General features: G+C 67.6%; 17 protein-coding genes. 6 read left to right on the top strand and 11 right to left on the bottom strand.

Going from position 1 to position 16980, the window contains the following annotated elements; all coding sequences use genetic code 11:
• Positions 1-52: 52 nt before the first annotated feature.
• From AC3WR5_RS32385 to AC3WR5_RS32365, 5 genes are all read left to right on the top strand, one after another.
• Positions 53-928, top strand: a complete 876-nt coding sequence (locus tag AC3WR5_RS32385) for an AraC family transcriptional regulator (RefSeq protein ID WP_492489891.1) — start codon at positions 53-55, stop codon at positions 926-928.
• 73 nt (positions 929-1001) lie between these two features.
• On the top strand, positions 1002-2114 hold the full coding sequence (gene nadA, locus AC3WR5_RS32380) for a quinolinate synthase NadA (protein WP_492489890.1): 1113 nt from the start codon (positions 1002-1004) through the stop codon (positions 2112-2114).
• Positions 2115-2223: 109 nt separating this feature from the next.
• Positions 2224-3099, top strand: coding sequence for a carboxylating nicotinate-nucleotide diphosphorylase (gene nadC, locus AC3WR5_RS32375; protein WP_492489888.1), 876 nt, complete (start codon positions 2224-2226; stop codon positions 3097-3099).
• Between the two features lie 128 nt (positions 3100-3227).
• The gene (locus AC3WR5_RS32370) at positions 3228-3575 is read left to right on the top strand and encodes a TA system antitoxin ParD family protein (protein ID WP_492489886.1); all 348 of its coding nucleotides are present in this window, start codon (positions 3228-3230) and stop codon (positions 3573-3575) included.
• 10 nt (positions 3576-3585) lie between these two features.
• Entirely contained in the window at positions 3586-4368 is a 783-nt protein-coding gene (locus AC3WR5_RS32365) for a hypothetical protein (protein WP_492489884.1), read from the top strand.
• An 87-nt stretch (positions 4369-4455) separates the two neighbouring features.
• Here AC3WR5_RS32365 and AC3WR5_RS32360 read toward each other — a convergent pair whose 3' ends face one another.
• A complete protein-coding gene (locus AC3WR5_RS32360; protein WP_141288693.1) occupies positions 4456-5058 on the bottom strand; it encodes a 2-hydroxychromene-2-carboxylate isomerase in 603 nt (200 codons plus the stop codon).
• Positions 5059-5278: 220 nt separating this feature from the next.
• Between AC3WR5_RS32360 and AC3WR5_RS32355 the strand changes: the two genes are divergently transcribed.
• On the top strand, positions 5279-5563 hold the full coding sequence (locus tag AC3WR5_RS32355; RefSeq protein ID WP_310733343.1) for a late competence development ComFB family protein: 285 nt from the start codon (positions 5279-5281) through the stop codon (positions 5561-5563).
• Between the two features lie 4 nt (positions 5564-5567).
• Here AC3WR5_RS32355 and nadB read toward each other — a convergent pair whose 3' ends face one another.
• From nadB to thrC, 10 genes are all read right to left on the bottom strand, one after another.
• Complete coding sequence (gene nadB, locus AC3WR5_RS32350) at positions 5568-7241, bottom strand: L-aspartate oxidase (RefSeq protein ID WP_492489881.1); 1674 nt, start codon at positions 7239-7241, stop codon at positions 5568-5570.
• Between the two features lie 126 nt (positions 7242-7367).
• Complete coding sequence (gene clpB, locus AC3WR5_RS32345; protein WP_141288930.1) at positions 7368-9974, bottom strand: ATP-dependent chaperone ClpB; 2607 nt, start codon at positions 9972-9974, stop codon at positions 7368-7370.
• 141 nt (positions 9975-10115) lie between these two features.
• A complete protein-coding gene (locus tag AC3WR5_RS32340) occupies positions 10116-10610 on the bottom strand; it encodes a flavin reductase family protein (RefSeq protein ID WP_492489879.1) in 495 nt (164 codons plus the stop codon).
• A gap of 167 nt (positions 10611-10777) precedes the next feature.
• Positions 10778-12085 carry an MFS transporter gene (locus AC3WR5_RS32335; RefSeq protein ID WP_492489878.1) on the bottom strand — a complete coding sequence of 436 codons (1308 nt, stop codon included), beginning with the start codon at positions 12083-12085 and terminating at the stop codon, positions 10778-10780.
• Positions 12086-12119: 34 nt separating this feature from the next.
• Complete coding sequence (locus AC3WR5_RS32330; RefSeq protein WP_492489876.1) at positions 12120-13127, bottom strand: MerR family transcriptional regulator; 1008 nt, start codon at positions 13125-13127, stop codon at positions 12120-12122.
• A 7-nt stretch (positions 13128-13134) separates the two neighbouring features.
• Positions 13135-13518 carry a CrcB family protein gene (locus AC3WR5_RS32325; RefSeq protein ID WP_231012191.1) on the bottom strand — a complete coding sequence of 128 codons (384 nt, stop codon included), beginning with the start codon at positions 13516-13518 and terminating at the stop codon, positions 13135-13137.
• Positions 13515-14006 carry a molybdenum cofactor biosynthesis protein MoaE gene (locus AC3WR5_RS32320; RefSeq protein WP_492489875.1) on the bottom strand — a complete coding sequence of 164 codons (492 nt, stop codon included), beginning with the start codon at positions 14004-14006 and terminating at the stop codon, positions 13515-13517. Before AC3WR5_RS32320 ends, AC3WR5_RS32325 begins: the two co-directional genes overlap by 4 nt.
• Positions 14007-14010: 4 nt before the next feature.
• On the bottom strand, positions 14011-14265 hold the full coding sequence (moaD, locus tag AC3WR5_RS32315; protein ID WP_492489928.1) for a molybdopterin converting factor subunit 1: 255 nt from the start codon (positions 14263-14265) through the stop codon (positions 14011-14013).
• A gap of 2 nt (positions 14266-14267) precedes the next feature.
• Positions 14268-15563: a molybdopterin molybdotransferase MoeA gene (locus AC3WR5_RS32310; RefSeq protein WP_492489874.1), complete on the bottom strand. Its 1296-nt coding sequence runs from the start codon at positions 15561-15563 to the stop codon at positions 14268-14270.
• 5 nt (positions 15564-15568) lie between these two features.
• On the bottom strand, positions 15569-16975 hold the full coding sequence (thrC, locus tag AC3WR5_RS32305; RefSeq protein ID WP_492489873.1) for a threonine synthase: 1407 nt from the start codon (positions 16973-16975) through the stop codon (positions 15569-15571).
• Positions 16976-16980 lie beyond the last annotated feature (5 nt).

Below are 16980 nucleotides of genomic sequence, written 5' to 3'. Positions count from 1 at the left end.
GGCAGGGTGCTGGCGTCAGGGTTACGATAGTTCGCCAACATCTGTCGAATTCATGCCAAACCAGGCTGCCCCGCCCGTTCGCGCCAGCGTGCCGCCGCTGGACCCGCGCCGCTACGCGCCCAGCTCCGAGCGCCCGCTGCGCGCCAAGGCGCGCCGCATGGCGCATCACATGGACATCCAGCCGCATTCGCACACCTGGGGCCAGCTGGTGTTTTCGGTCGACGGCGCGGTGCGCATCGGCGCACGTGGGCATGCCAGCGACAGCACCTATTTGCTGCCGCCTTCGCGCGCGGTGTGGATTCCGCCGGGCACGGTTCACAGCGTGACTGCCGTGCAGCAGGCCGACCTGCGCACCGTCTACATGGACCCGAGCGCCATTGCCCGGTTGCACAGAAGCGCCGTTGACTCACCCTGGCACGGCTGCCGGGTGCTGGAAGTCACGCCGCTGCTACGCGAGTTGGTGCTGCAACTGGCGGTGGAAGCGGACCCGTTGCGTCCAGGCGAACCGCCGCCGCGCCCGCCAGACGACGTGGCACGCGAACACGCCATTGCCACACTGCTGCTGGACGAACTGCGCCGCGCACCCGCCGTGCCGCTGGGCCTGCCGTTGCCGCAGGACAAGCGTTTGCGCCAGCTCTGCGAAGCCATGCTGGCCGAGCCGATGCGCCATGCCGACCTCGAAGGCTGGGCCAGGCAAGCCGCCATCAGCCCACGCACGCTGGCCCGGCTGTTCAAGGATCAGCTCGGCAGCAGCTATTCGCAATGGCGCCAGCAGTTGCTGCTGGGCCACGCGCTTTCGCTGGCAGCGCGCAAGCATCCGATGCGACTCATCGCCGCCGAGCTGGGTTATGCCAGCCCGAGTGCCTTTACGGCCATGGTCAAACGCGCCGTCGGCATGCCCCCAAGCCAATTCTTCGCCTTCGCATAGCCACGAGCAGCGCTGGGCAAAGCTGCATGTCCCCACATGCCTTGCCGGCAAAGCCACGTACTAAAATGCAAAAATGAACGAAGTACTCTTCGACTACACCCGGCAAGACGCCAAGGGTGACAGCTGCACCATGCACGCCTGGGCCAAGGTGCCGCCGCCGCTGACGGCGTCACAGCGCGCCGAGCGCAAGGCCCACGCCGCCGCACTGCTGAAAGCGCACAACGCGGTCCTGGTCGCCCACTACTACGTGGACGGCGACCTGCAGGACCTGGCGCTCGAAACCGGTGGCTGCGTGGCCGACTCGTTGGAAATGGCCCGCTTCGGCCGTGACCATGCGAGCCAGACCCTGGTCGTCGCCGGTGTGCGCTTCATGGGCGAATCGGCCAAGATCCTGTCGCCCGGCAAACGCGTGCTGATGCCCGACCTGGACGCCACCTGCTCGCTGGACCTCGGCTGCCCACCAGACGATTTCGCCGCCTTTTGCGACGCGCACCCGGACCGGCAAGTCGTCGTCTACGCCAACACCAGCGCCGCCGTGAAGGCCAGGGCCGACTGGATGGTCACCAGCTCCTGCGCTTTGGCCATCGTCAAGCACCTGAAGGACCAGGGCCAGAAGATCATCTGGGCGCCAGACCGCCACCTGGGCCGCTACATCCAGAACGAAACCGGCGCCGACATGCTGCTGTGGAACGGCGCCTGCATCGTGCACGACGAGTTCCGCGCCACCGAGCTGGAACTGCTGAAGGCCGAGCACCCGGATGCGATGGTGCTGGTGCACCCCGAGTCGCCCGAAGCCGTGGTCAAGCTGGCCGACGTGATCGGCTCGACCTCGCAGATGCTGAGCGCGGTGATCAACGGCAAGGCCAGCGAATACATCGTCGCGACCGACAACCTGATCATGCACCGCATGCGCCAGCTGGCGCCCGGCAAGACGCTGATCGAAGCCCCCACCGCCGGCAACTCCGCCACCTGCAAGAGCTGCGCGCACTGCCCGTGGATGGCGATGAACGGGCTGGACGGCGTGATCGCCTGCCTGGAACAAGGCCAGGGCGAAATCCACGTCGAACCGGCGCTGGGCCTGCAAGCCAAGCGCTGCATCGACCGCATGCTGGACTTCGTCGCGGCCAACCCCTCCGCCCTCGCGCCCAAGGTGCAGGGGCTTGTCAAAGGCATCGGCGCCGCCTGAGGCACATCACTTCAACCACGAGGGGCGGGCCGAGCGCCGGGCCGCTCCCAAGCCGGCCCGCAATCCCCTCGGGGGATCGGGCGGCGTACTCGCCGAGCGAGGGGCACACATGACTTTCGACCATAACGAGACCTTGGACGAGGCCCGCGCCCGCAATGTGCGCGATGCCTTGTTCGAAGACATTGGCACCAACGACTGGACCAGCCTGCTCGTGCCCGCAGGCCGCCGCGTCGAAGCGCGTGTCACCGTGCGCGAAGAAGCCGTGCTCTGCGGCCGCGACTGGTTCGACGCCTGTTTCGCAGCGCTGGACCCGCAGGCCACGCTGCACTGGCACTACGCCGAAGGCGCGCGCATGGTGGCCAACACGCCGGTCGTCGATATCGCAGCCGACGCACGCGCGCTGCTGTCCGCCGAGCGCCCTGCCCTGAACTTCCTGCAGCTACTCTCGGCCGTGGCCACCACCACGCGCCGGCATGCCGACGCCATCGAAGGCGCCTCGCCGAACCCGCGCGGCTGCGTGGTGCTGGACACCCGCAAGACCCTGCCAGGCCTGCGCCAGGCGCAGAAATACGCGGTGCGCGTGGGGGGCGGCGCCAACCAGCGCCTGGCGCTGTGGCACGGCATCCTGATCAAGGAAAACCACATCGCCGCAGCCGGCGGCATCGCGCCGGTGCTGGCCAACGCCAAGGCCCTGAACGCCGGCGTGGACATCCAGATCGAGGTCGAAACCCTGGCCCAGCTGGCTGAAGCCCTGGCCGCCGGCGCCACCAGCGTGCTGCTGGACAACTTCACCCCCAGCCAGATGCGCGAAGCCGTGGCCCTCACCGCCGGCCGCGCCCTGCTCGAAGCCTCCGGCGGCATCACCCTCGAAGGCCTGCGCGACATCGCCACCACCGGCGTCGACCGCATCTCCATCGGCAAGCTGACCAAGGACGTGCAGGCGACGGACTATTCGATGCGGGTATTGGGGAGCTTGGGAGGCTGAGAAGCCTGCGGTGCGCTACATGACGGGGGCCTTCGTGGCCCCTTTTTCGTTGGCGCTTGGCCCTATTCGGCTGCTGGATGCCGGCATCCCTCGGTGGCAGAATGCCACAAACTGCCACGGATCTGACGATGAACTCCAACTCCATCCGCATCGGCGCCGAGCTTTTCCGTACCGCTCAGGAACAAGGCACACTGATGTCGCGCTCTGCCGCACAGCAGGTCGAACATTGGGCGCGCATCGGTGCTGCGTTAGAGGCGTCTGGCATGTCCGTGGCACAGTTGAGCGAACTGCTGCAGGCCGGCATGGCAAAACAGGGAAAAGCGGAGGCTGGCGACGCAGCACTGTGGGCGTTCAAACGATCCAGGCAGGCACTCGACCTGGAGAACGTCCGATCAGGTCGGCTGTCAGGTGATCAACTGAGTTGGTTCGCTGGCGGCAAAGCCAGGAACCTGCGCCTCATCGACTCGCCCTACTGACTCCCCCAGGGTGGGCACCGATCCGCAGCTTCCGCCGGACGAGGCACCACTCGATCAGGCAACCATCGACCTTTTCCTGTCCAGCATGGGGACCGAGCTGGTCCTTGTCGGTGGGCAGGCACTGGCCTTCTGGATGGACCGGTTCAAGATCCGTTCCGAAGGCGCCATGGTCTCCAACGACGGCGATGCACTCGGCAAGCTTGCGCTGGCGCATGACCTGGCGCTGGCGTTGAAAGCGCGGGTGGAAGTGCCAAAAAAGACCAGCCGCACCGCCATCGTGGCGCAGCTGCGGCTGCCTGTGGGCGAAGGCAAGGAGCGGAACATCGATGTCCTGCACCAGCTCTACACCATCAGCGGCCTGAAGAAATCCGGCGAGTTCACGGCCAATGTGATCAAGGACAGCGTGCAGGTGGAGTGGCGCCAGGACAAGTTCATTAAGGTGATGGAACCGTTCGATGTGCTGGAGTCGAGGGTTCAAAACGCCGTCGGCCTGTTCGACGAGAAAGGGCCGCATGTGCTGACCCAGGCCACCTGGGCCATCCAGGTGGCCAAGGCCGCGTTGATGAAACTCGCCCGCGACCCCGCATCGGAAGACAGGTTGGGCCGCAAGCTTCAGCGCATCTACAAGCTGGCCCATAGCCAGGTCGGAAAGCGTCTGTTGGCCGAGCACCAGATCGAGATCCTGGACGCTGTCGACGTGGCGTCGCTCCGATCGGCCGCTCCAGCACAAGGCCCGCAACTCGACGCAGTGGCAAAAGCCAAGGCAAAACGCGCAAGCCCCCTCGCTGCCTGATCCAACCCAGCAACCGCCGCGGATCCGGCTCCGCCGGTCCGCTGGTGGTGCCCCTGGAGGGGCGCGCGAATCGCGTAGGGGTGGTCGTCAATACGGCCCTTTTTCCAACCACCGCTCCAGTTGCGGCAAGCGGTCCACACCCCAGAAGCGCTCACCTTCGACGATGAAGAACGGCGAGCCGAAAACGCCGCGGGCCTGGGCCACGTCGATCTCGGCCTTCAGGCGCGTCTTGGTCGTACCGTCGGTCTGCACCGTGTGGAAGTCCGCCTCGGACATGCCGGCCTTGGTGGCCAATTCCTGCAGCACCGCGGCATCGGCGATGTTGCGGTCCTCGGTGAACAGCGCGCGGAACACGCCGTGCGCGAAGTCGCGTGCCTGCTGCGGCTGGCGGTCGCCCAGCCACTGGAACACACGGGCTGCAAGCTCGGTATGCAGGCTGGGGTGCGCCGGCGCCTTGTACGGCAGGCCGTAGTAGCCGGCCGAGCGCTCCACGTCGCGCATCACGTACTCGCTGCGCATCATGTGCGTGGGGATGCGGATGCGGTCCTGCGACTGGTAGGTCGCGTCCAGCACGATGGCATGCCAGATCGCATTGCGGCCGTGACGCTCGGCAATCGCATCGATCAACTCGGACGCGAGGTAGCCGTAAGGCGAGGAAAAGTCGAAATAGAACTCGATCGGCGCGGGCATCGGGTCTCCGTGAAACGCTGTGGCGAAGCCATGAGGAAGAAGGCCAGGCAGGGCACTGGCCGGATGCGCGCACTATAGGGGCGCGACTGGGGCGTGGCCGTGAAATGCTGCGTCAATCCGGCATCTGGTACAGCGGAGCCCCCCTCCACCGGTGCGAACCCGGCGGCACACTGGGCGCATTGCAGTCTGCTCGCCCGGCCATGCCGCCGGCGCACTGGTCATGGACATCGCGTCGATCCACAACTTCTACGAAAAAGCCGTGTTCTCGACGGTGCGGGAACAGTCCCAACACTTCCCCCACCTGCAGGACAACGACGACGTGCTCGCCGACATCGCCTGCGTCGCCTTGAACCGCCTGCCCCCGCGCTACATCCGCCACGACGTGGACCTGGCGTTCTTCCAGACCGAGCACGAGCGGACGGAATCCGAGCGCGCGGTGATGGAAGCCGTGGAGTTCGCCTATGGTTTCGTGCAGGCCCGCAACGCCATGCGAGCGCGGCGCTGACCCCTCAGGACCGGCTCTTCGCCTTCCTCGTCAGCACCGTCGGAAAACTCACCGGGAGCGTCGCCGGGAAATCGCGGCTGTAGTGCAAGCCGCGGCTTTCGTGGCGCATCAGCGCTGAGCGCACGATGAGTTCGGCGCAGACGACGAGGTTGCGCAGTTCCAGAAGATCGCGGTTGACGCGGAAGTTGGCGTAGTAGTCCTCGATCTCGTCCTTCAGCAGCTTGATGCGGTGCAGTGCCCGCTCCAGCCGCTTGGTGGTGCGGACGATGCCGACGTAGTTCCACATCAACAGGCGCAGTTCGTCCCAGTTGTGGGAGATGACGACTTGCTCGTCGGCGTTTTCGACCAGACTCTCGTCCCAGGCGGGCAGCTTGGGTACTTTCGGCACTGCGTCCTCCAGTATGGCCCTGGCGCAGGTCTGGCCGATGACCACGCATTCGAGCAGCGAGTTGCTGGCCAGGCGGTTGGCGCCGTGCAGGCCGGTGTAGGTGGCTTCGCCGACGGCGAACAGGCCCGGCACGTCGGCCCGGCCGGACAGATCGGTCACCACGCCGCCGCAGGTGTAGTGCGCGGCGGGCACCACGGGGATGGGCTGCTTGGCGATGTCGATGCCCAGCGTCAGGCAGCGGGCGTGGATGTTGGGGAAGTGTTCCTTCAGGAAGGCCTCGCCGAGGTGGGTCGCGTCCAGCCAGACGTGGTCCACGCCGTGTTTCTTCATCTCGAAGTCGATCGCGCGGGCGACGATGTCGCGCGGCGCGAGTTCCAGCCGCTCGTCGTGCGCCGCCATGAAGCGTGCGCCCCAGGGTGATTCTTCCGACGGCACGCCCGGCAGCCGCAGCACCGCACCTTCACCGCGCATGGCCTCGGTGATCAGGAAGCTGCGCTCCTGCGGGTGGTAGAGGCAGGTCGGGTGGAACTGGATGAACTCCATGTTGGCGGCACGGCAGCCAGCGCGCCAGGCCATCGCGATGCCGTCGCCGGTGGCGGTGTCTGGGTTGCTGGTATAGCGATAGACCTTGCCGACACCGCCGGTGGCCAGCACCACGGCACGGGCCGGAAGCGTCTCGACCCGCTGGGTGTCAATGTCCAGCGCGTAGATGCCGTGGCAACGCGGCGCGCTGCCTTCGGACTGCTTCAGGTGGCGGTTGGTGATCAGGTCGACCGCCATCCAGCGCGCGCGCAGGTCCACCAGCGGATGCGCGCGGGCACGGCCCAGCAGCGATTCGTGGATGGCCTTGCCGGTGGCGTCTGCCGCGTGGGCGATGCGGCGCACCGCGTGGCCGCCTTCACGCGTCAGGTGCAGGCCCAGCGGGCCGTCCGGGTCCGGCGAAAACGGCACGCCCTGCTCCACCAGCCAGCCCACGGCGCGGGCGCTGTGCTCGGCAATGAAACGCGCGGTGTCTTCGGCGACCAGGCCGGCGCCGGCGTCCTGCGTGTCGCGCACATGGGACTCGACGCTGTCGTCCGAACCGAGCACGCCGACGATGCCGCCCTGGGCCCAGGCCGTGGCGCCCTCGCCCAGGTCACGCTTGGCCAGCACCACAACGGGCTGGCCTTGCTCGGCCAGGTGCAGTGCCACCGTGAGCCCGGCCAGGCCGGCCCCGACGATGACCACCGGCAGCTCGCCGTTGACAGGAAAAGGCGAAATGCCGGCCGCAGCCGCAGAAGCTTGGGACATGGTGTGTGCAGCAAAGGGCGGGCTTCAGGCTTCGCCCATGAAAAAAGCGTGCGCCCATTCTAGGGACGCACGCTTGTCGCAGCCGGCAGCAGGGCCGCTGGCTGATTCAGCGCAAGCGCGGAGCGCTCAGTGCACCACGCGGCCGAAGTTGAACTGGCCGTCTTCCACGTCCACCGGCACCACATCCTTCGGGCCGAAGCGGCCTTGCAGGATCAGCTTGGCGACCGGGTTCTCGATGCGCTGCTGGATCGCGCGCTTCAGCGGCCGGGCGCCAAAGACGGGGTCGAAGCCGACCTTGGCAATCTCCGCCAGCGCCGCTTCCGAGACTTCCAGCTTCATGTCCATCTTGGCCAGCCGTGCATCCAGGCCTTGCAGCTGGATCTTGGCAATGGCGGCGATGTTCTTCTCGTCCAGCGCATGGAAGACCACGGTCTCGTCGATGCGGTTGAGGAACTCCGGCCGGAAGTGCGCCTTGACCTCGCCCCACACCGCCTCGCGGATCAGTTCCGGGTCCTGACCCTGCATCTGCATGATCATGTGCGAGCCAAGGTTGCTGGTCATCACGATGACGGTGTTCTTGAAGTCCACGGTGCGACCCTGGCCGTCGGTCAGCCGGCCATCGTCCAGCACCTGCAGCAGCACGTTGAACACGTCCGGGTGGGCCTTCTCCACTTCGTCGAGCAGCAGCACGCTGTAAGGCTTGCGCCGCACGGCCTCGGTCAGCGTGCCACCTTCCTCGTAGCCCACATAGCCCGGCGGCGCGCCGATCAACCGGCTCACCGAGTGCTTCTCCATGAACTCGCTCATGTCGATGCGCACCATGTGGTCCTCGCTGTCGAACAGGAAGCCGGCCAGCGCCTTGCACAGCTCGGTCTTGCCCACGCCGGTGGGCCCCAGGAACAGGAAGCTGCCCAGCGGCCGGTTCGGGTCGGACAGGCCGGCACGCGAACGGCGGATGGCATCCGCCACCGCGACGATGGCCTCGTCCTGGCCGACCACGCGCTCGTGCAGCTTGGTTTCCATCTGCAGCAGCTTGTCGCGCTCGCCCTGCATCAGCTTGGCAACCGGGATGCCGGTGGCGCGTGCCACCACTTCGGCGATCTCTTCGGCGCCAACCATGGTGCGCAGCAACTGTGGCCGGCCGCTGCCGTCCTTCGCACCCTGCGCCTTGCCGGTCTCTGTGGCCTGCGCTTCCTTGTGCTTCTTCTCCAGCTCCGGCAGCTTGCCGTACTGCAGCTCGGCCACCTTGTTGAAGTCACCCTTGCGCTTCAATTCCTCGATCTGGAACTTGATGCGGTCGATCTCTTCCTTCAGGTGGGCCGAGCCTTGCGCAGCAGCCTTCTCCGCGGTCCAGATCTCTTCGAGGTCGTTGTACTCGCGCTGCAGCTTCAGCAGCTCTTCCTCGATCAGCGCCAGGCGCTTCTGCGAGCCCTCGTCGTGCTCCTTCTTCATCGCCTCGCGCTCGATCTTCAGCTGGATCATGCGGCGGTCCAGCCGGTCCATGACCTCGGGCTTGGAGTCGATCTCGATCTTGATCTTGGCCGCAGCCTCGTCGATCAGGTCGATGGCCTTGTCGGGCAGGAAACGGTCGGTGATGTAGCGGTGGCTGAGCTCGGCCGCGGCGACGATGGCCGGGTCGGTGATCTCCACGCCATGGTGCACCTCGTACTTCTCCTGCAGGCCGCGCAGGATGGCGATGGTCGCCTCCACGGTGGGCTCGCCCACCAGCACTTTCTGGAAACGGCGCTCCAGCGCAGCGTCCTTCTCGACGTACTTGCGGTATTCGTCCAGCGTGGTGGCGCCAATGCAATGCAATTCACCGCGCGCCAGCGCGGGTTTGAGCATGTTGCCGGCGTCCATCGCGCCTTCAGCCTTGCCGGCGCCCACCATGGTGTGCAGCTCGTCGATGAACAGGATGATGCGGCCTTCGTCCTGCGAGACTTCCTTCAGCACCGCCTTCAGCCGTTCCTCGAACTCGCCGCGGTACTTGGCACCGGCCAGCAGGCCGGCCATGTCCAGCACCAGCACACGCTTGTTCTTCAGGGTCTCGGGCACTTCGCCGTTGACGATGCGCTGCGCCAGGCCTTCGACGATGGCCGTCTTGCCCACGCCGGGTTCGCCGATCAGCACCGGGTTGTTCTTGCTGCGGCGCTGCAGCACCTGGATCGCGCGGCGGATCTCGTCGTCACGGCCGATCACCGGGTCCAGCTTGCCCTGGCGGGCGCGTTCGGTGAGGTCCAGCGTGTACTTCTTCAGCGCCTCGCGCTGGCCTTCGGCCTCGGCCGAATCGACCGTCTGGCCGCCGCGCACTGCGGTGATCGCGGCTTCGAGTGCCTTGCGCGTCAGCCCGTGGCCGCGCACGATGCCGCCGATGTCGTTCTTCGCATCGGCCAGCGCCAGCAGGAACATTTCATTGGCGATGAACTGGTCGCCGCGCTGCATGGCCTCCTTGTCGGCCTGCTGCAGCAGTTGCACCAGCTCGCGGCCGGCCTGGACCTGCTGGTCACGGCCCTGCACGCTGGGCAGGCCGTTGATCGCCGTTTCCATTGCGGTGCGCAGCGCCGCGGTGTTGGCGCCGGCCCGGTCCAGCAAGGCCTTGGGGCCATCGGGCTGGGCGAGCATGGCGGCCAGCACGTGGGCTGGCTCGATGTAGGGGTTGTCGCGCGCCACGGCCAGGCTCTGGGCCTCGGCGAGCGCCTGTTGGAATGCAGTGGTGAGTTTGTCGAGACGCATGGGAATGACCTCCAATTGCGTACGGACATGGGGCAAAGACGCCCTGTTTTCAAGTCCCGTCGCGGGTCTGCCAGCATTCGATGGCAAAGCCCGCACTCACGGCTTGCGCTGCATCAAGGCCAGCGCCGGATCACGCCCTGGCTACAGCGGCTCGCCCACCGCCCGGTAGTGACCCGACTGGAACACCAGCGGCGCGCCAGCATGATGCTGCAGCGCCAGCACCCTGCCAATGAACAGCACATGGTCACCGGCTTCCTGTGCGCTGTGCAGCTGGCAGGAAAAGTTTGCCAGCGCGCCTTCCAGCAGCGGCACGCCGCCGGGGCCGTCGTGCCAGAGGCCTTCGGCAAACCGGTCCGCGTGCGGCGTGGCAAAGCGGCGCGAAAGCTCCATCTGCCCTTGGCCCAGCACATTGATCGCAAAGTGCGAGGCCTGCTCGAAGATCGGCCGGTTCGGGCTGCCGCTGCGCAGCGACCACAGCACCAGCGGCGGATCCAGCGACAGCGCATTGAACGAATTCGCCGTCAGCCCGACCGCGCGGCCGGCGGCGTCGCGGCAGGTGACGATGGTCACGCCCGTGGCAAAACGGCCCAGCGCGTGGCGCAGGTCCAGGGGATCGATCAGCCGTTCCATCAACATCAGACCGCGATGGTAAGGCGTTTACCCTCATTTTCCTCGCCAGGGACTTCGCCGCATCGCCAAACCCGCGGCACTCTGCACCGGCTCTCAAGGGAACGCAGGGCCGCCCCAAGTTTCCTTGACCCCCTCGGGGGACCTGGCGCGAGGCGTCGGGTCTGGGGGTGCTCTCAACCGGCCGCGGGCCCGTCGTTCACGTTGCGCATCGGCGTGGCCAGCAGCGCCACGCCGACCACAGCGACCAGCAGCCCGCCGCCCCCCAGGAACAGCGCATTCAGCGGCACCGCGCGCAGCAGCCAACCGGTGGCCGCGGCCGAGACCGGCGCCAGGCCCATGAAGATGAACATGAACAGGCTCATCGCCCGGCCCAGCATGGCCGGCGGCACGCGGCGCTGGATCCAGGTGAACACGGCCACCTGCATGAAGCCGCCCAGCGCGCCGATCAGCAGCAGCAGCCCTGCGCCCTGCCAGGCGGCGGTGATGCTGCCCATGGGCATGAACAGCAGCCCCACCAGCGCGTCAACCGCCAGCAGCGTCAGCCCCAGGCTGCGCAGCCGCCAGTGCGGCTTGGCGCCGGCCAGGCCCATGCCCAGCAGCGTGCCGGCACCGTGTGCGGCCATCATGCTGCCCAGCGCTGCGGCCCCCAGTTGCGCTTGTTCCTTGGCCAGCACTGGCAATGCAATCTGCACCGGCCCGCTGATCAGCAAAGCTACGGCGGACCAGTACAGCAAACAGGTGCGCAGCTGCACATCCCGCCAGAAGGACTTGAGCCCGTCGGCCACCGCACCCAGCACCGAGGCCCCTGCCGGCATGGCCGGCTTGCCGCCCAGCATGTGCACCTTGCGCAGCGTCCAGATGGTGATGGCGAAGCTGAAGGCGTCGAGCGCAAACGCGGCCGCGAGACCGCGTGCATCCGTCAGCGCGCCCGCCTCATGGCCGGTGCCCAGCACGGCAATCATCAGCCCGGCCAGCAGCGGGCCGGCGAACATCGTCAGCTGGCGCAGGCCCAGCATCACGCTGTTGGCCGGCTGCAGCCATTCCCGCTTGACGACCTGCGGCAGCATGGACGTGCCAGCCGGGATGCTGAAAGCCGTGGCCAGGCCGATGCCCAGCGACAAGGCATACAGCCAGGGCAGGTTCAGCGTGCCCGTCCAGACCATGCCTGCCAGCGTGCCCAGCAGCGCGGTGTTGACGTACTTGGTGACCATCATCACCTGCTTGGGCGAATGGCGGTCCACGAAGGCGCCGCCGATCAGGATGAACAGCGCCCGCGGCACGCCCAGCATGGCCAGCACGATGCCCAGCACACGTGTGTCAGCCGTCATCTGCAGCACCAGCCAGGGCAAGGCGATCAGGGTGAACTGGTCGCCCAGCATCGAGATCAGGCCGCCGCTGAGCATCCAGCGGAAGTTGTGGTCGCGCAGCAGCGCTTGTCGCGGCGTGGGCGCGGCGGAAGGCGGGAGTGTTGGACTTGTCATGGCCGCGACTTTCCGGCCTGACGTGGCGTGAGGGTCAAGCCCCGTCGGGCACGGCCTGGTTCAGGAAGGCGCGCAGCTCGGGCGTCAGCGGGCCGCCCAGTTGCAGCAGCGGCTCGGCCTCGAAGGCCTGGCGCAAGCGGTCGCGCAGCTTCGCATCGCCGCCGGTTGCCTGGTGCGACAGCTCGAACCAGCGGCGCGCCAATGCCCTCACGGGCTCGCTGCCAGGCGCGGCCTTGGCGTCCATGAGGCCCCGCGCGTCGCTGGCCAGCTGGGCCCAGGCCTCGCGCGGCACATGGCCCAGCTGGCGCAAGTCGTCTTCGCTGAGGTAGCGCAGCATCAGCGACAGCCGCAGCTGCACCGCCGGCTCGATGAACTGCACCATCGCCAGCGACGGGCCACCACCGCGCTGCAGGCCAGGGTCGCTGTGATAGGCCCGGCCCCAGCGCTCCATCATGTCGAAATCGCCCTGCATCCAGTCGCGCATCAGCGTCATCCAGCGCTGGGCCAGCGGCTGCACCTGCGGGTCCAGTGGGTCAACGCCGCGGTCCATCACCTCCTGGATTTCGGCGATCAGCTGCCACCAGTCGGTTGCCACGCTGGGCCAGCGGGCGAAGATGCGCCGCGTTTCGGCCGGACTGAAATGCGCGTCGCAGACCGTCATCATCTGCAACGTGATCAGCAGCTCGTCCAGTTCCGGACCCTGCCCTTCGCGGAAGCGCTGCTGCATCAGCTCCAGCCGCTGCTGCAGCGCCTGTGCCTGGCGGATCTGCTGCTGCAGGGCCAGTAGTTGGCGCTCGATGATCTGAGGCATCCGGGCGCCGTCTTCCGCCAGCAGCCGGCCGACTTCCTCCAACGTCAGCCCCAGGCCCTGCAGCGCCTGGATGGCATGCAGCCGCGCCACGTCGTCCTGGTTGTAGAGCCGGTAGTCGTTTTCGGCACGGGCCGACGGGCGCAGCAGGCCGATGCTGTCGTAGTGGTGCAGCGTGCGCACCGTGAGGCCGGCGCGCCTGGCGAGTTCGCCGACCTTCAGCAGGGCCGCCATGCCCTGCTCAGCGCAGCACCAGCCGGCCGATGCCGAAGCCGGCGGCCGCGCAGGCCAGCGCGCCGAACAGGTGCGCCGCCGAATGCAGCAGCGCCATGCCGAACTGGCCACGCTGCAACAGGCCCAGCGACTCGCCGGAGAAGGATGAAAAAGTGGTGAAGCCGCCCAGCACGCCGGTCACCAGCAGCAATCGCAACAACTCGTCCGGCGAGCGCGCGAACCAGACCAGCGCAAAGCCGATCAGCAAGCCGCCCACGCAGTTGACAAACAGCGTGCCCAGCGGGAAGCCGCCCCAGCTGCCGTTCAGCCACAGCGCCGCGCCCCAGCGCGCGAGCGCACCAACGGCCGAGCCGATGGCCACCGCCAGGGCCTGCAACAACGTTGGCGTCATGACGCGGGCGCCTCGCCCGCGGCGTTGCCAGCTGCGATGCCCCAGCGCGCCAGCGCCGCGTCGTCCGCCACGCGGGCGTCCACCCATCGGCTGCCTTGCGGCGTGTCTTCCTTCTTCCAGAACGGGGCCTGGGTCTTCAGGTAGTCCATCAGGAATTCGCAGCCCTGGAATGCATCACCCCGATGCGACGCAGCGACCGCAACCAGCACGATCTGGTCCAGCGGCAACAGCGGGCCCACGCGGTGCACCACGCGCGCCGCCAGCAAACCAAAGCGGGCCACAGCCTGGTCGACCATGGCCTCGATGGCTTTTTCGGTCATGCCGGGATAGTGTTCCAGCGTCATGGCGCTGACTGCTGCGCCGTCGTTGCGGTCCCGCACCGTGCCAACAAAGCTGACCACCGCGCCCACGCCCGCCAGGCCGGCGCGCAAGGCGGCCACTTCGGCGCTCAGGTCGAAGTCTTCGGTCTGGATGCTGACGCGCGGCATGGCCTCAGCCACCGGTGACCGGCGGGAAAAACGCCAGTTCATCCCCGTCCGACAGCAAGGCGGACTCTTCGGCCAGTTGCTGGTTCAGCGCAACGCGCACCGCCCTGCCCTGCGCCAGTTTGCCGGCAAAGGGCTCGCCCCGCGCGACCAGCGCCGCGCGCGCGGCGGAGATGCTGCTGCCGGCCGGCAGGCTCAGCGCCTGCTCGGCGCCCAGGGCCTCGCGCAGGGAGGCGAAAAACTTCAGCTGGATGGTGATCATGGTCACGCCGCGATCAGGCTGGCCAGCGGCAGGAAGCGCACGGTGTCGCCGCGCACAATCGCCCGGCCGGCGGGGTTGTCCACCAGGCCATCGGCCCATACGGTGGAGGTGAGCACGCCCGAGCCCTGGTTGTCGAACAGCACCAGTTCACCTTCGGGCGTGATCTGCACCCGCAGGAACTCGCGCCGCTTGTCGGCCCTGGGCCAGTCGAAGGCGGCGCGCAGCGGCAGGCTTTGCGGCAGCGTGGCCGGCATGCCTTGCAGCGCCCGCAGCACCGGCGCCACCGTCACCAGGAAGGTCACGAAGCTGGAGACCGGGTTGCCCGGCAGGCCGATGAACAAGGCTTCGCCGCTGGCATCGTCGTCGCCACGGCGGATGGCGCCAAACGCCAGCGGCTTGCCGGGCTTGATGGCGATCTGCCACAGGTCCAGCCGGCCTTCGGCCTGGGCGGCCGGGCGCAAGTGGTCTTCCTCGCCAACGGAAACGCCGCCGGAGGTCACGATCAGGTCCGCGTCCTTCGCGGCGGTGCGCAGCGCGGCGCGTGTCGCGTCCAGCCGGTCGGGCACGATGCCCAGGTCCTGCACCTCGCAGCCGGCCGCCTGCAGGAGTGCACGCAGCGTGAAGCGATTGGAGTTGTAGATGGCACCGGGCTTCAGCGGCTCGCCAGGCATGGCGAGTTCGTCGCCGGTCGAGAACAGCGCCACGCGCGGGCGGCGCAGCACCGGCAGTTCGGCCAGGCCTACCGCCGCAGCCAGGCCCAGCGCCTGCGGCGTGAGCCGCGCGCCGGCTCGCAGCACCGTGGCGCCCAGCGCCACGTCTTCGCCACGCCGGCGTATGGCTTGCCCGAGCTTGGGCTGCGCAGCGAGCGAAATGCGCACTCGCGCCACGTCACCCGCCACGTCCACTGCAGCCGGCAGGGCTTCGCAGATCTCCTGCATCAGCACCGTGTCCGCACCGGCTGGCACCTGGGCGCCGGTGAAGATGCGTGCCGCGGTGCCGGGCACCAGCGGCTGGCCAGGTGCACCTGCGGCAATGCGCTGGCTGACAGGCAGCACCGCCGCGCCGTCCGCCCCCGGCAACAAGTCCGCGAAGCGAACTGCGTAGCCGTCCATCGCGCTGTTGTCAGCCGGCGGCACGTCCAGCGTGGACTGCACCGGCGAGGCCAGCACACGGCCCAGCGCCTGCGCGGTCGGCACGGCTTCCTGCGCCTGCAGGCGGTGCTGGGCCGCAGCAGACGTGAGGCGCTGCAGCGCCTCGTCCAGGGTCATCATCGGCGGGTGGGCAGCGGTGGTGCTCATGGCGGTCAGGCGCAATGCTGCTCGATGAGGGACTTGACTGCGGCAACGTCGGGCTTCATCACTGTGAAGCGCTTGGGCAGCAGTTCGATGTCGGCCAGAGCCGCGGGCCGGCTCGGCTCCCGGCCCAGCGCTTCGCGGATGGTCTCCGCGAACTTGGCCGGCAGCGCGGTTTCCAGCACGATCATCGGCACGCCGGCTTCGACATGCTCGGCGGCGACCTTCACGCCATCGGCCGTGTGCGGGTCGATCATGTCGTGGTGCTGCTGCCAGGTGGCACGGATGGTCGCCACGCGGTCGGCATGCGTGCTCTTGCCGGAGACAAATCCGAACTCGGCGAAGCGGGCTTTTTCTGCGGCCGACAGCGTGAAGCTGCCTTCGCGGAACAGCGTGCGGGTGCGCTCTGCCGCGCCTGCGTCATGGCCCAGCAGGTCGAAGATGAAGCGCTCGAAGTTCGAGGCCTTGGAAATGTCCATTGACGGGCTGCTGGTCTCGTAGGTGTCTGCGCTGCCACGCACCCGGTAGGTGCCGGTGCGGAAGAACTCGTCCAGCACATCGTTCTCGTTGGTGGCCACGACCAGCTGCTTGATCGGCAGGCCCATCATGCGGGCGACGTGGCCGGCGCAGACGTTGCCGAAATTGCCCGAGGGCACGGCAAAGCTGACCTGCTCGCTGTCCTGCTTCGTCGCTTGAAAGTACCCGGCGAAATAGTAGACGACCTGCGCCAGCAGGCGCGCCCAGTTGATCGAGTTGACGGTGCCGATCTTGTGCTGGCGCTTGAAGGCCAGGTCGTTCGACACGGCCTTGACGATGTCCTGCGCATCGTCGAACACGCCCTCCACGGCGATGTTGTGGATGTTCTCGTCCTGCAGGCTGAACATCTGCGCCTGCTGGAACGGGCTCATGCGGCCATGTGGGCTGAGCATGAAGACGCGCACGCCGCGCTTGCCGCGCATCGCGTATTCGGCCGCGCTGCCGGTGTCGCCCGAGGTGGCGCCGAGGATGTTGAGCTGCTCGCCACGGCGCGCCAGTTCGTACTCGAACAGGTTGCCCAGCAGTTGCATCGCCATGTCCTTGAAGGCCAGCGTCGGCCCGTTGGACAGGGCTTCGATCTGTAGCCCGCTGTCGCCCAGCGCGCGCAGTGGCACGATGGCTTCGCTGCCAAACACGGCCGGCGTGTAGGTCTTGTGGACCAAGGCTTTCAGGTCGCCGGCAGGAATGTCGTCGATGTAGAGCGACAGAATCTCGAAGGCCAGTTCTGCATACGACAGGCCGCGCCAGCGCGCCAGCGTCGTGCTGTCGACCTTCGGGTAGACGACAGGCAGGTAGAGCCCGCCATCGGGCGCCAGGCCTTCGAGCAGGATCTCGCAGAAGCGGCGCTCGGTCTTGTCGCCGCGGGTGCTGATGTAAAGCATGGGCG

This window comes from Ideonella sp. FW305-24 (genome assembly GCF_058788035.1).
The sequence above is the reverse complement of the archived record's forward strand: the minus strand, read 5'-3'. Positions and strand labels throughout refer to the sequence as shown.